Raw genomic sequence first — 13,870 nt, 5'->3', positions numbered from 1 at the left:
CCCGCGCCCCAATCTCCATCAACGAATCCGGCCTTCATCCAGCGTCAGCTCTTCCTTGGCGAAGTCATCCACGTCGATCACCTTGCGGCGCGCCAGCTCGGCCATGCGCAGCTGTTCGGCTTCGGCCGGATCGAGCGCGCCGGCGGTCAGCGCTGCATCGATCGGATGTTCGCCGGGCAACGGCCGCAGCGTGCCGCCTTTCATCGCCCTGGCCAGCTTCTTCGCCGCACCCTGGCTGGCGGCCAGGGCATCGAAGGCATGCTTCAGCGCGCCCAGAGGCTGCTCGGGGTCCTGCGGGCGATACATGCCGTCGAGGATGCGTTCCAGCGCCGGATCGCCCTCGGGGCGGCCGAGCAGAGCGGCGACTTCGGCATCCAGCGCGTCGGACGGCCCCTTGTGCCGTGCCCCGAAGGGGAACACCAGGGCATGCAGCAGGTGCCCGAGAATGCGGTTGGGGAAGTTGGCCAGCACTTCCTGCAGCGCGTTTTCGGCTTTCTCCAGGCTGTCCTCCAGCGCCCAGCGCAGCAGCGGCTCCTGTTCGGCCGGGTGGCCGAGGTCGTGGAACTGCTTGAGCGCAGCCGAGGCGAGGTAGAGATGACTGAGCACGTCGCCCAGGCGCGCTGACAGCCGTTCGCGACGCTTGAGCTCGCCACCCAGCAGCATCATCGACAGATCGGCCAGCATGGCGAAGGCTGCGGCGATGCGGTTGAGCGCGCGGAAGTAGGGCTGCGTCACGGCGGTGCCGGGCACTCGCCCCATCAGGCCGAAGCTCAGACCCAGCAGCAGGGTGCTGGCCGTGTTGCTGACGGCGAAGCCGATGTGCTGCATCAGCAGGTCGTCGAACTTGTTCACCGCGGCGTCGCGGTCCGGCTCATGGACCAGCTCCATTTCCCGCAGCACGAACGGATGGCAGCGGATCGCGCCCTGGCCGAAGATCATCAGGTTGCGCGAGAGGATATTGGCACCTTCCACGGTGATGGAGATCGGCGCCGACAGCCACATCCGGCCGAGGTAGTTGTTCGGGCCGAGGATGATGCCCTTGCCGCCGTGGATATCCATGGCGTCGGTGATGCAGGCGCGGCCGCGTTCGGTGAGGTGGTACTTGAGAATGGCCGACAGCACCGAGGGCTTTTCGCCCAGGTCGACGGCGTTGGCGGTGAGGATACGTGCCGCGTCCATCAGCCAGGCGTTGCCGCCGATGCGCGCCAGCGGTTCCTGGATGCCTTCGAAGGCGGCGAGCGGAACGTTGAACTGCTCGCGGACCTGCGCATAGCGACCGCTCACGTAGCTGCAGACCTTGGCGGCGCTGGTGCCGGTCGCCGGCAGGGAGATCGAGCGGCCGACCGACAGGCAGTTCATCAGCATCATCCAGCCTTTGCCGATCATGTCGCGGCCGCCGATGATGGCTTCCAGTGGCACGAAGACGTCCTTGCCCCAGTTCGGCCCATTCATGAAGGCTGCGCCCAGTGGCAGATGGCGACGGCCGATCTCAACGCCGGGCGTGTCGGTGGGGATCAGTGCCAGGCTGATGCCGAGCTCTTCTTCATCGCCCAGCAGGTGGTCCGGGTCGTAGGTCTTGAAGGCCACGCCGAGCAGCGTCGCCACCGGGCCGAGGGTGATGTAGCGCTTCTCCCAGTTCAGGCGCAGGCCGAGCACTTCCTCGCCTTGCCATTGGCCGCGGCAGATCACGCCGCTGTCGTTCATGGCGCCCGCATCGCTCCCGGCGTAGGGGCCGGTGAGGGCGAAGCAGGGGATGTCGGTGCCGTTGGCCAGGCGCGGCAGATAGTGATTGCGTTGCTCCTCGGTGCCGTAGTGCATCAGCAGCTCGGCCGGGCCGAGGGAGTTGGGCACCATCACGGTGCTGGCAAGGTCGCCGCTGCGGGTGGCGAGCTTCATCACGATCTGCGAATGGGCATAGGCGGAGAAGCCCTTGCCGCCATATTCCTTGGGGATGATCAGGGCAAAGAAGCCTTCGGCCTTGATGTAGTCCCAGGCGGCGGGCGGCAGGTCCATCCGTTGGGCGATGTCCCATTCGCTGGCCAGCGCACAGAGGGTTTCGGTTGGGCCGTCGAGGAAGGCCTGTTCTTCATTCGTGAGACGCGCCTTCGGATAGCCGAGCAGGGTGTCCCAATCCGGGCGGCCGCTGAACAGCTCGCCATCCCACCAGACGGTGCCGGCGTCGATGGCGTCGCGCTCGGTGGCGGAAATCGGCGGTAGGACTTTCTTGAACCAGTCGAACATAGGGCCGCTGAAATAGCGCAGGCGCACATCGGCGACGAGCAGTGGCACGGCCACGGCGATCAGCACCAGCCAGAGCAGGAACACCACCACCCCGGAGGTTTCCGCCGCGGTCATGAAGATCAGGTAGGTGGCGACGATCGCCAGTGCCAGCCGGGGCGCTACGCGCAGGTGGGCGAGCACGGCGATGCCGAGCAGGAGTACCAACAGCCAGAGCAGCGTCATGAGTCTTGTCCTTTATGGGTGAAATGCTTCCGTCTTCAGCATAGGCGCTCGCGGCCGAGCGGGCGTGGGACGCGGTGTCGCCGCAGGCCGTCGGCCTGCGGCGGGTGATTCATCAGGTGCTGGGCTGGATCCCGCGCGGTTGGCTTTCGGCATCGCCGGCGGGCTGGTTGGCCGCTTTCTCCTGCGGCACGCCGGCCACGCTGACCTCGGGCAGTCGCCCGCCAATGAACTCGACGCTGCGGGTCGGGAAGGCAAACTGTACGTCCATTTCGCGCAGGCCTTCGAGCAGAGCCAGGTTGATCGCCTGCTGGGTGTCCATGTACCGGTTGTAGTCCGATACCTGCATGATGTAGACGACTTCGAAGGTCAGCTGGCTGTCGTCGAACCCCAGGAAATGCGCGCGATCGAACTTGGCCACCTCGATGCCCTCGATGATGCGTTTCACCAGGGCAGCGACTTCCTTCACCTTCTCGGTCGGCGTGTTGTAGGTGATGCCGAACTTGAAGACGATCCGCCGCGTGTTCATGCGCTTGTAGTTGTGCACGATCTGGCGCAGCAGGTCGGCGTTGGCGATCACCACCTGCTCGCCGCTCAGGGCGCGGATGCGGGTGGTCTTCAGGCCGATATGCTCGATGTTGCCGGCCACCGCGCCGAACACCACGAAGTCGCCGATCTCGAAGGGCTTGTCCACGCCGATGGACAGCGAGGCGAAGATGTCGCTGAGCAGCGTCTGCACGGCCAGCGCGATGGCGATACCGCCGACGCCGAGGCTGGCGATCATGGCGGTGATGTCGACGCCCAGGTTGGCCAGGATCGACAGCAGCATCATGGTCCAGACCACGATGCGGATCATGATGCCGATGATGGTCGTGGTCACCGGATTACGCGCCTTGCCGTCGCGGGTCAGGCTCTCCATCCACAGGCGCACGCCGGTATCCATCCACAGGGCGATCTGGAACGCCAGGGCGATGAACCAGCCATGGGACATGGTCGATTCCCAGCGTGGCGACAATTCGACCGTCTTCAGGGCGATGAGCAGTGAGAAAGCCAGGATCAGCAGGTTGCTGGTGCGCGAAAGCAGTTCAGCTGCGATGCCGAGAAACTTGGTCTTCGCTCCGGTCGCCAGCTTGCTCAGGCGTCGGGTCACGATGCCTAGAATGGTGCGCAGGACCAGAAAGCTGACGATGGTGATGCCCAGCACGATGGCCAGGTTGATCCAGAAAGTCTCGTTTAGCAGGGCGTCCCAGTTCATCCAATCCTCCGGTAAGGGTGCGCATGAATGCGGCGAAGACCACGTTTTTCAGTGGTCCTCGCTGCGCAGAAGTTCCCTTGTCGGTGGTCTGCCGAAGGTGGGGCGCCTAGTGCGGCGTGAGGGCAGGATCAGTCGGGACTGAACGCCGGGGCGAGCGTTTCGTAAGCGCCGGCGTTGACGACGCGGCTGTAGCCGAGCCCCTCGAGAACGTCCTGGGCGGCCGAAGAGCGTCGGCCGCTACGGCAATAGACGACGATGGGCGTGTCTTTGGCGGGCGCCAGGGCGCCGATGTGTCGGGCCAGGTCCGGCGTCTCGATGCGAACCGCGCCGGGCAGGGCGCCTTCGGCGAACTCGTCCGCGGTTCGAACATCGATCAGCACGGTTTCCGGTTGCTGCAGGAGCTTGAGGGCGGCGGCCTGGTCAATCTCGCCGGCGTTGGCGCCGAAGCCGAGAGCGCCGAGCAGCAGTAGGGTGAGAGCGCGCATTTTCGGACTCCTCGCGGCGCGCTGTGGGGCGCGCTCAGCTGAATATGCGGGACAGGTTTGGCAGGATCAGGATCACTGCCGTGGCGATCACGATCAGTGTCGCCTGACGAAATTTCTTCTGCTTGAGCATGACATGGCCTTTTATTCTTTTGTGTAGCGGATTGTCGCCTTGTCGCGATGGCTGAGACGGCACGCGGCCCGCGGTTTCCAGAAAGCTCTCTGCGAAAACGAGACGCGCTGATCATTCGGCCCTGGCGGAAAGATGCAAGCAAGTTCCACACCAGCAATCGGGCTGAAGAAGGGAGCCAAGCGCATCTTCAGGTTGTCTTCCATGAGTAGACAGAACTGGAGGGCTACCGATGAACAAGCCAATGCTATCGCTGTTGGTGCTGCTCAGTGCCGCATCCACCGCCGCCTTCGCCCAGCAGCAGGACATGACGCTGCAGCAGGAGCGTGATCAGATGGGCGCCGATTTGGAGGACAATCGCCAGCAGATCGGCCGGGATATCAACCGAATCCGCGAGTCGGATGCCTCGCAGAATCAGACGCAGGGTATCAATCGCGGCGGCGTGCAGAGCGATGCGGTCAATCCGCAGCCGAACGTTCCAGGTACCGCCAACCCCCCGGCCGGAGCCGGCTTGCCCAGCACCCAGGACAATATGCAGCAGCCCAGTGGTGGTGCCGGGACTGCCCCTGCACCCGGCGCAACCCAGACTCCGGGCACGCCAGGTGGTGCCAATGGAAACGCCAGCCCGGGCGGCGTCACCCCGCCGGGTGGATTGGGAACAGATGACGGTAACGGTGCCGCCGGATCCAGCAGTGGCGGTGCGGCGACCGGTGGCCCGACTGGCGGTGCGGCCGGGCAGCCTTGATCGGCGCTGACGCTTTCCTGATCAGCAGCCGTCCAGGCGTTCCAGCGTCGCCCTGTCCGGCTGACCGTCGAAAAAGGCCTGCAGGGCGTCTTCGAACAAGGCTGGCTGCTGCGCGGTACGGGCGAACAAGGTCATGCAGGAGTGGAACTTGAGATCGTCCGGGCTGCCCAGAATCCGGTGCGCGCTGGTGGCCCGGTGTTCGAGCATTGCCTGGGTGCAGGCCTGCAGGCGGGGCCCGAGCAAAGGGTGTTGCAGATAGGCGAGGGCTTCGTCCCGCCCGGAAATGGCGTAGCGCTGCGCCATGGCGCTACGGCCCAGCCCATGCAGTTGCGGGAATACGTACCACATCCAGTGCGTCCGTTTTCGCCCGGCGCGCAGCTCCTGCAGCGCCTGTTCGTAGTGGTCGCGCTGGGCATCGATAAAGCGCTGCAGGTCGAATGGGTCGTTCATGGGCAAGGCATCCCGTCGTGAAGCAACGCCTTGAACATGCTACAGGTGGCGGGGACTGGCAACGGCTCCTGGACATGCGGCGTGGTGGTCGCCAGTCATCGGGGTGCGAGGCAGCCATGACATATAGGCACCCGAAACGAAAAAGCCCCTGACTTCTTGGAAGTCAGGGGCTTTTCTTCGATCTGGCGGTGAGGGAGGGATTCGAACCCTCGATACGATTTCTCGTATACACACTTTCCAGGCGTGCTCCTTCAACCGCTCGGACACCTCACCGGATCGACGGAGGTTCATGTCCGTCGAGGCGCGCTAATGTAATCGAACGAATGGCCTTTGGCAAAAACTTTTTTAACTTATTCATGCGCTTAACAAATCCGCTTCGCTCGGGTGATGGGCTGCACGTTCCGCTAGACTGAGTTGCAACCTCGGCGTTCGCTTGGGTTATGTTGAAGGCAAGCGAATGGAGCGCGGCTGTCCCATGAGACTGACAAGCGAGTCAGACAACCATCCCGATACCTTGGTGGTGCCTACCCGACGTCGGGTGGCGGTGGCCAACTTGGAACTGGGCATGTTCGTCTGTGAGCTGGACCGTCCATGGAGCGAAACGAATTTCGCCTTTCAGGGATTTCCACTGCTCACGCCCGACGAGATGCGTGCCGTGCGCGAGTGCTGCCTGTATGTGTATGTCGACGATACGCGGCGGGTCCGGTTACAGCACGGTGCACCCGCCGCCGTGGCGCCGCGCGAACGCAAGACCCCGCAGCGGCCGCAGCAGCCACTGGCCAGCGAGATAGAAGAGGCTCGCGCGGCTTATCGGGACGGCTCTGAGCTGATCGAACAGGTTCTCGCCGACGTGCAGCATGGCCGAGTGATCGACACGCGGGCCTGCCATGGCGTGGTCAAGCGCAACCTGGCGAGCATGCTGCGCAATGAAAGCGCGATGCTCTGGCTGATCCGGCTGAAGAGCAAGGACCTGTATACCAGCCTGCACTGCCTGTCCGTTTCGATCATGGCGATGGGATTCGGCAATCACCTCGGCCTGGCGGATGACAAGCTGCAGCTGCTGGGCATGGCCGGACTGCTGCATGACGTTGGCAAGATGCGCATCGATCCCGAGATTCTCAACAAGCCGGGCAAACTCACCGCCGAGGAATTCGATCTGATCAAGCGCCATCCGGCGTTCGGGCTGGAGGCGCTACAGGCGCAGCCGGGCATACCCCAGGTGGCGCTGCAGGCCGCCTACGGTCATCACGAACGGCTCGATGGCACTGGCTATCCGCTTGGCTCCGGGCCGTCACAGATTCCCTACATGACGCGCATCATCACCATCGTCGATGCGTTCGATGCCATCACCAGTCATCGCGCCTACGATTACGCGCGACCGGTGCAGTCGGCGTTCGAGATCCTGCGCAGCGCCAGTGGCCGGCAATTCGACGAGGAGCTGGTGCGCGAATTCATCCGTTGGCTCGGCGCCTTCCCGGTCGGCACGCTGGTCGAACTGCACACCGGCGAAGTGGCGGTGGTGGTCGAAAAGCACGAGCAGCTGCAGCTGCGCCCGCGGGTCGTGGTGCTGCGCGATGCGGCAAAGCAGCGCTGCACGCCGCGTTATCTGGACCTGGCGCGGATCACCGTGGACGAGGAGGGCACGCCTTATCGCATCTGCGGTGGGCTGCCCGATGGCTCCTTCGGTTTGCATATCGCCGATCCGGAGTTGCAGTCGATTCTGCATCCGCAGGCCCTGGCCGACTTCGAACTGGACGCCTGAGCCCTGGCATCCGACCGCCTGCGCCGCCGTTTCCAGGCGCAAAGCGTGACCGGCCGGTCGGTCATCGTGCTTTACCTGAACCCGGGTGCTGGGTAACGTCTGCGCACTTCAAGAACAAGGAATCTCGTCATGACTGAGCTGGTCTCCTACCAATTCGAAGACGGCGTCGCCACGCTGACGCTCTGCAACGGCAAGGTCAACGCGCTCTCGCCTGCGGTATTCGAGGCGCTCAATGCGGCGCTGGATCGCGCCGAGCAGGACCGGGCCATCGTCATCCTCACCGGCCAGCCCGGCATCCTTTCCGGTGGCTACGACCTCAAGGTCATGACCTCTAGCCCGCAGAATGCCATGGCACTGGTCGCCACCGGCTCGACCTTCTCCCGCCGCATGCTGGCGCATCCATTCCCGATCATCGTCGCCTGCCCGGGGCACGCCATCGCGAAGGGCGCCTTCCTGCTCTTGTCGTCGGATTACCGCATCGGGGTCGAGGGCCCTTTCCATATCGGCCTCAACGAGGTGCAGATCGGCATGACCATGCACCACGCTGGTATCGAGCTGGCACGTGATCGCCTGCGCAAGTCGGCATTCCATCGCTCGGTGATCAATGGCGAGATGTTCGACCCGGCAGGCGCAGTGGATGCCGGCTTCCTCGACAAGGTAGTGCCAGCCGGTGAGCTGCTGGCGGTGGCTAAGGCGGCTGCCGAGCAGCTGAAAAAGATCAACATGGTGGCGCACAAGAACACCAAGCTGAAAGTGCGCAAGGCGCTGCTGGAGACGCTGGACCAGGCGATCGCCCTGGATCAGCAGCACTTCGGCTGACCCGGCAGGCCCACTGCGCGAGAGAATTTCCGTTCGAGTGCGCACGAGGGCCGGCCCTGCGTTTACACTGCGCAAGTGACGCCCCGCCGATGGCGGGGCGTTTTCATTTCTCATTCAGTGTCGCCTCGCAGGAGAGCCCCGATGTCCGCCCCGCACACCCCGGTAGAACGCGCCGATTTCGACCAGGTCATTGTTCCCACTTTCGCCCCCGCCGCCTTCGTGCCGGTGCGTGGTCTGGGCTCGCGAGTATGGGATCAGAGCGGTCGAGAACTGGTGGACTTCGCTGGCGGCATCGCGGTCAACGCCCTGGGCCATGCCCATCCGGCCATGATCGCGGCACTGACGGAGCAGGCTGGCAAGCTCTGGCACATCTCCAACATCTATACCAACGAGCCGGCGCTGCGCCTGGCCAAGAAGCTGGTGGCGGCGACCTTCGCCGACCGCGCCTTCTTCTGCAATTCCGGTGCAGAGGCCAACGAGGCGGCGTTCAAACTGGCCCGTCGCTACGCCCATGATGTGTACGGCCCGCAGAAATTCGAGATCATCTCGGCGTTCAACAGCTTTCACGGCCGCACCCTGTTCACCGTCACGGTGGGCGGGCAGTCGAAGTACTCCGATGGCTTCGGGCCGAAGATCGAAGGCATTACTCACGTGCCTTACAACGACCTCAAAGCGCTGAAGGCGGCGATCTCCGACAAGACCTGTGCCGTGGTGCTCGAACCGATCCAGGGCGAGAGCGGCATCCTGCCGGGCGAACAGGCGTACCTGGAAGGCGCACGCCAGCTGTGCAACGAGCACAACGCGCTGCTGATCTTCGATGAGGTGCAGACCGGTCTGGGCCGTACCGGTGAGCTGTTCGCCTACATGCACTATGGCGTCACGCCGGACATTCTGACCAACGCCAAGAGCCTTGGTGGCGGCTTCCCGATCGGTGCGATGCTGACCACCAACGAGATCGCCGCCCATTTCAGCGTCGGTACCCACGGCACCACGTACGGCGGCAATCCGCTGGCCTGCGCGGTGGCCGAGACGGTGCTGGATATCGTCAACACCCCGGAGGTGCTGGAGGGCGTCAAGGCCCGCCACGAGCGCTTCAAGGCCAGGCTGTTGCAGATCGGTGAGCGCTACGGCGTGTTCAGCCAGGTCCGCGGCCGCGGCCTGTTGATCGGCTGCGTGCTCTCGGATGCCTGGAAAGGCAAGGCCGGTGCATTCTGGGCCGCGGCGGAGAAGGAGGCGCTGATGGTGCTGCAGGCAGGGCCGGACGTGGTTCGCCTGGCGCCGAGTCTGATCATCGACGAAGCTGACATAGACGAGGGGCTGGATCGTTTCGAGCGCGCCATCGCGACGCTGACCCAGGCCTGATCAATCCTGCGCGGTGCCGAAGGGCATCGCGCCTCTACCAAACGAGAGCACACTCAATGAGCGATAGCCTGCAACTGGTTCTGGAAGACGTCGACGGAACCCAACTGGAAACCTCCTGCACCCGCTTCGCGGTCGTCTGGCAGGGGCGCGAGGTATGGATTCAACAGGTCGGCAACGGCCAGCTGATGATCGGGGTGGATGTCGAGGATGGCGATACCGAATACGCCAATCTGGTGCTGCGCCCGCTGGCGACCAACCTGGTCAGCCTGCAGCTGGAAATGGAGCCGGTCGAGGCCGATGACGACGAGCACGTCCACGGCCCCGACTGCAACCACTGACCGCGGCCCGGCATGCTCGCCCTCGGCAAGCTGCTGGAGCTGACCCTCGCCGGCCGTGAGCCCTGCGAGAAGATCCAGCTCACCCCGCATGGGGTGAAGCTGCACTGGCTGGCCGAGGGCGCGCTGCTCGTTTCTCCGCCCGCCAGCACCGACCTCGGCCTCGACCTGCTGATCTCTGCAGGCGTTCATGGCAACGAACTCGTCCCCATCCATGTGCTGGATCACCTGATCCGAGCGCTCGCCCGTGGCGAGATCAGGACCCGTGCACGCCTGTTGCTGCTGTTCGCCAACCCGGCGGCGATGCGGCGGACGCTGCGGCAGGTCGACCATGACCTCAATCGCCTGTTCCGGGGCGCGCATGCCGATGTCTGGGGCAGCGAGGCCATTCGTGCGGCGGAGCTGGAAGCATTGGTCAGCAGCTTCTTCGGTGGTTCCGGGCGCCAGCGCCGGCACTATGATCTGCACTCGGCGATGCGTCCGTCGCGCCTGCCCCAGTTCGCCATCTGTCCCTGGCGCGAAGACCAACAGGCGCCCGCCGAGGCGCTGGCCCGGCTGCAGGGGCTGGCCATCAATGGCGTCCTGTTGCAGCGTCAGGCCACGTCCACCTTCACCGCGCTGACTGCCATGCGACATGGCGCCGAGGCCTTCACCCTCGAACTCGCCGAAAGCGGGGTGGAGGCCGTGCACCCTGCCGTGCTGGCGTTCGAAACCGGATTGATCGCAATGATCGAGGGGCGAACGCTGCCGGTCGGTTCCGGGGCCGAGCTGCAGCTGCTGCAGATTTCTCGCGAGATCATCAAGCGCAGCCCGCGGTTCCGGCTGTGTCTGCCGCCGGATATCGAGAACTTCACACCGCTGCCGCTCGGCAGCTTGCTGGCCGAGGATGAGGCGGCGCGCTGGGTGGTCGACGAACCGGGCGCCCGCATTCTGTTTCCCATGGCCGACGTCGCCGAAGGCCAGCGTGCCGCGCTGATCGTCGTGCCGCTGGAGCGGCTCGAGGCAGGGCAGTGATACCCGCGCCGGGAAATGCGCGGTTGCAATTGGCTGCTCGCGCCCTTATCTAGCTTCACTCCTCCTGCGTTGTGTGCACCTTCTTATGAGTACTGCTCTGTCCATCCGGCAGTTGACCAAGACCTACGGCAACGGCTTCCAGGCCCTCAAGGGCATCGATCTCGATGTCGCCGAAGGCGACTTTTTCGCGTTGCTCGGCCCCAATGGCGCCGGCAAGTCCACCACCATCGGCATCCTCTCGACCCTGGTGAACAAGAGTGGCGGCACGGTCAACGTGTTCGGCCACGACCTGGATCGCGACCCGTCCGGGCTCAAGCGCTGCCTGGGCGTGGTGCCGCAGGAATTCAACTTCAACCAGTTCGAGAAGGCCTTCGACATCTTGGTCACCCAGGCCGGGTATTACGGCATTCCGGCGAAGATCGCCAAGGAGCGCGCGGAGCGCTACCTGAACCAGCTGGGCCTGTGGGACAAGCGTGACGTGTCCTCGCGCATGCTCTCCGGCGGCATGAAGCGTCGTCTGATGATCGCCCGGGCGCTGATCCATCAGCCGCGCCTGTTGATTCTCGATGAGCCCACCGCCGGCGTGGACATCGAGCTGCGCAGGTCGATGTGGTCGTTCCTCACCGAACTCAACCGCGAGGGGATCACCATCATCCTCACCACTCACTACCTGGAAGAGGCCGAGCAGCTGTGCCGCAACATCGGCATCATCGATCACGGCCAGATCGTCAAGAACACCAGCATGCGCGAGTTGCTCAAGCAGCTGCACGTGGAAACCTTCCTGCTCGATCTCAAAGAGTCGCAACTGGTGGCGCCTGAACTGGGCAACTATCCGTCGCGGCTGATCGACCATCACACCCTCGAAGTGCAGGTGGAGAAAAGCCAGGGTGTCACCGAGCTGTTCCGTCTGCTCGGCGCCCAGGGCATCGAGGTGCTGAGCCTGCGCAACAAGACCAACCGGCTGGAGGAGCTGTTCGTGTCGCTGGTGGAGAACAACCTGAAGGTGAAGTCATGAGCGGCGAACTGCGTCCCAACCTGGTTGCGCTGCAGACCATAGTGCAGCGAGAGATCCGTCGCTATACGCGCATCTGGCCCCAGACGCTGCTGCCCCCGGCGATCACCATGGTGCTGTACTTCGTCATCTTCGGCAGCCTGATCGGCGCGCGGATCGGTGACATGGATGGCTTCAGCTACATGGACTACATCGTGCCGGGGCTGATCATGATGTCGGTGATCACAAACTCCTACAGCAATGTCGTATCGAGCTTCTTCAGCACCAAGTTTCAGCGCTCCATCGAGGAACTGCTGGTCTCGCCGGTGTCGCCGCACGTCATTGTCATCGGCTTCGCTCTGGGCGGGATCACCCGCGGGCTGGCGGTGGCGGTGATCGTCACGCTGCTGTCGATGTTCTTCACATCGCTGCAGGTGCACCATCTCGGCGTGACGGTGCTGGTCATCACCCTGACCGCGAGCATCTTCGCCCTGGGCGGCTTCATCAACGCCGTGTTCGCGCGCAACTTCGACGATATCTCGATCATCCCGACGTTCGTGCTGACGCCGCTGACCTACCTGGGCGGTGTGTTCTACTCGATCAACCTGCTGTCGCCGTTCTGGCAGACGCTGTCGCTGGCCAACCCGGTGCTGCACATGGTCAATGCCTTCCGCTACGGCATTCTCGGCGTTTCGGATATCCGCATCGGGGTTGCGATCAGCTTCATGCTGGTAGCGGTGGCGGTGCTCTATTTGGTATCCGTGCACCTGCTCAAGAGTGGGCGAGGCATGAGGCAATAACAGTCGCTTCGTCCGCCCGCAGCGTCGATGGCGCTGAAAAGAACGCCGCGAAGCGCTAAACTTCGCGGCGTTTTCCGTTCAGGTTCCCTTCCGATGCAGCATCCCGCCGAACATTCTCCGCTGGGCAAGTCCAGCGACTACGTCGCCACCTACAGCCCGGGGCTGCTGTTCCCGATTCCGCGTGCGCCGAAGTGGGCCGAGCTCGGGCTGACCGCAGAAACGCTGCCCTATCAGGGCGTGGATCTGTGGAATTGCTACGAGCTGTCCTGGCTGCTGCCGTCCGGCAAGCCGGTGGTGGCGATCGGCGAATTCGAGATTCCGGCGGACTCGCCGAACATCATCGAGTCCAAGTCGTTCAAGCTCTACCTCAATTCGCTGAACCAATCGGTGTTCGAATCACGGGACGCGCTGCTGGAAGTGATGATCGGCGATCTGTCGGCCGCTGCCGGCAAGCCGGTCAGGGTGCGCCTGCGCACGCTGGACGAAGTCACCGCCGATGGCGTCGCGACGCTGCCAGGGCGTTGCATCGACGAACTGGATGTCGCCATTCAGGACTATGACCATCCGCGGCCCGAGCTGCTGACCTGCGATGCCGGTCGGGTGGTCGAGGAATCACTGCACAGCCACCTGCTCAAATCCAACTGCCCGGTCACCGGCCAGCCGGACTGGGGCAGTGTGGTGGTGGAGTATCGCGGTGCGGCGCTGCTGCCGGAGAGTCTGCTGGCCTATCTGGTGAGCTTTCGCCAGCACGCCGATTTCCACGAGCAGTGCGTGGAGCGCATCTTCCTCGACCTGCAGCGTCTGCTGCAGCCCGAGAAGCTCACCGTCTACGCGCGCTATGTGCGCCGTGGCGGGCTGGATATCAACCCGTACCGCAGCACCGAGGCGCTGGTGGTGGACAACCGCCGTCTGGTGCGCCAGTGACGCAGCGGGTCGCATGGCGCGACCCGCGAGCGGCTTTCAGATGCCCATATTGGCCAGGGTCTGCATGATGTTGCGCAGGGTCATGGCCATGCCCGGGTGGCTGACCTCGAAGCGTTCGACCGCGAGGTTTACGCCATCCACCAGCGAGTCGTTGTATTCGGTCGTGCCCTCGGTCGCCAGTCGCGCTTCGATATCCTGAGCGATCGCCTGTAACGAAGCGCGCTCCTCATCGGTCAGCGGCGTGTCCTGGGCCAGTTGACTACGCAGTTCTTCGAGCTGCGACTGCAGATCATGTTCCGGCATTTTGCTTCCCTCTCATGGGTTTACGGGCGACGGGTAAA

Annotated in this window: 14 protein-coding genes and 1 tRNA gene; 9 read left to right on the top strand and 6 right to left on the bottom strand. The window is 64.0% G+C overall.

Features of this window, described 5'->3' with window-relative positions:
- Window positions 1-18: 18 nt before the first annotated feature.
- The 3 genes from ACVRRC_RS10945 to ACVRRC_RS10935 all read right to left on the bottom strand — a co-directional run bounded on the left by ACVRRC_RS10945 (window position 19) and on the right by ACVRRC_RS10935 (window position 4,200).
- The gene (locus ACVRRC_RS10945; RefSeq protein WP_472997007.1) at window positions 19-2,463 is read right to left on the bottom strand and encodes an acyl-CoA dehydrogenase; all 2,445 of its coding nucleotides are present in this window, start codon (window positions 2,461-2,463) and stop codon (window positions 19-21) included.
- A gap of 112 nt (window positions 2,464-2,575) precedes the next feature.
- A complete protein-coding gene (locus ACVRRC_RS10940) occupies window positions 2,576-3,715 on the bottom strand; it encodes a mechanosensitive ion channel family protein (protein ID WP_045632477.1) in 1,140 nt (379 codons plus the stop codon).
- 128 nt (window positions 3,716-3,843) lie between these two features.
- Complete coding sequence (locus ACVRRC_RS10935; RefSeq protein ID WP_019405836.1) at window positions 3,844-4,200, bottom strand: rhodanese-like domain-containing protein; 357 nt, start codon at window positions 4,198-4,200, stop codon at window positions 3,844-3,846.
- Between the two features lie 359 nt (window positions 4,201-4,559).
- Between ACVRRC_RS10935 and ACVRRC_RS10930 the strand changes: the two genes are divergently transcribed.
- Window positions 4,560-5,072 carry a hypothetical protein gene (locus ACVRRC_RS10930; RefSeq protein ID WP_019405837.1) on the top strand — a complete coding sequence of 171 codons (513 nt, stop codon included), beginning with the start codon at window positions 4,560-4,562 and terminating at the stop codon, window positions 5,070-5,072.
- A 21-nt stretch (window positions 5,073-5,093) separates the two neighbouring features.
- Here ACVRRC_RS10930 and ACVRRC_RS10925 read toward each other — a convergent pair whose 3' ends face one another.
- Together ACVRRC_RS10925 and ACVRRC_RS10920 are read right to left on the bottom strand one after the other, a co-directional pair.
- Window positions 5,094-5,522 carry a DUF1810 domain-containing protein gene (locus ACVRRC_RS10925; protein ID WP_017245730.1) on the bottom strand — a complete coding sequence of 143 codons (429 nt, stop codon included), beginning with the start codon at window positions 5,520-5,522 and terminating at the stop codon, window positions 5,094-5,096.
- A 183-nt stretch (window positions 5,523-5,705) separates the two neighbouring features.
- Window positions 5,706-5,795, bottom strand: a tRNA-Ser gene (locus tag ACVRRC_RS10920).
- 202 nt (window positions 5,796-5,997) lie between these two features.
- On the opposite strand from ACVRRC_RS10920, the gene ACVRRC_RS10915 reads away from it, so the two are divergent.
- The 8 genes from ACVRRC_RS10915 to queF all read left to right on the top strand — a co-directional run bounded on the left by ACVRRC_RS10915 (window position 5,998) and on the right by queF (window position 13,529).
- The gene (locus tag ACVRRC_RS10915; protein ID WP_017245729.1) at window positions 5,998-7,284 is read left to right on the top strand and encodes an HD-GYP domain-containing protein; all 1,287 of its coding nucleotides are present in this window, start codon (window positions 5,998-6,000) and stop codon (window positions 7,282-7,284) included.
- Window positions 7,285-7,413: 129 nt separating this feature from the next.
- The gene (locus ACVRRC_RS10910; RefSeq protein WP_013982422.1) at window positions 7,414-8,103 is read left to right on the top strand and encodes a crotonase/enoyl-CoA hydratase family protein; all 690 of its coding nucleotides are present in this window, start codon (window positions 7,414-7,416) and stop codon (window positions 8,101-8,103) included.
- A gap of 141 nt (window positions 8,104-8,244) precedes the next feature.
- A complete protein-coding gene (locus ACVRRC_RS10905; protein WP_472997006.1) occupies window positions 8,245-9,465 on the top strand; it encodes an aspartate aminotransferase family protein in 1,221 nt (406 codons plus the stop codon).
- 56 nt (window positions 9,466-9,521) lie between these two features.
- Window positions 9,522-9,803, top strand: a complete 282-nt coding sequence (locus ACVRRC_RS10900; RefSeq protein WP_011912811.1) for a hypothetical protein — start codon at window positions 9,522-9,524, stop codon at window positions 9,801-9,803.
- Window positions 9,804-9,815: 12 nt separating this feature from the next.
- Window positions 9,816-10,814 (top strand): succinylglutamate desuccinylase, encoded by a 999-nt coding sequence (locus ACVRRC_RS10895; RefSeq protein WP_049341448.1) that lies wholly within the window; start codon window positions 9,816-9,818, stop codon window positions 10,812-10,814.
- An 85-nt stretch (window positions 10,815-10,899) separates the two neighbouring features.
- On the top strand, window positions 10,900-11,829 hold the full coding sequence (locus tag ACVRRC_RS10890) for an ABC transporter ATP-binding protein (RefSeq protein WP_013982425.1): 930 nt from the start codon (window positions 10,900-10,902) through the stop codon (window positions 11,827-11,829).
- Window positions 11,826-12,605 (top strand): ABC transporter permease, encoded by a 780-nt coding sequence (locus tag ACVRRC_RS10885; protein WP_011912814.1) that lies wholly within the window; start codon window positions 11,826-11,828, stop codon window positions 12,603-12,605. Before ACVRRC_RS10890 ends, ACVRRC_RS10885 begins: the two co-directional genes overlap by 4 nt.
- A 93-nt stretch (window positions 12,606-12,698) precedes the next feature.
- A complete protein-coding gene (gene queF, locus ACVRRC_RS10880; RefSeq protein ID WP_126526398.1) occupies window positions 12,699-13,529 on the top strand; it encodes an NADPH-dependent 7-cyano-7-deazaguanine reductase QueF in 831 nt (276 codons plus the stop codon).
- Between the two features lie 36 nt (window positions 13,530-13,565).
- Here the strand turns inward: queF and ACVRRC_RS10875 are convergent, their stop codons facing one another.
- A complete protein-coding gene (locus tag ACVRRC_RS10875; protein WP_013982427.1) occupies window positions 13,566-13,832 on the bottom strand; it encodes a DUF4404 family protein in 267 nt (88 codons plus the stop codon).
- Window positions 13,833-13,870 lie beyond the last annotated feature (38 nt).

The organism is Stutzerimonas sp. LR2 (assembly GCF_055755175.1).
Note: the sequence above shows the minus strand (reverse complement) of the source record. Positions and strands in the feature narration are given on the sequence as shown.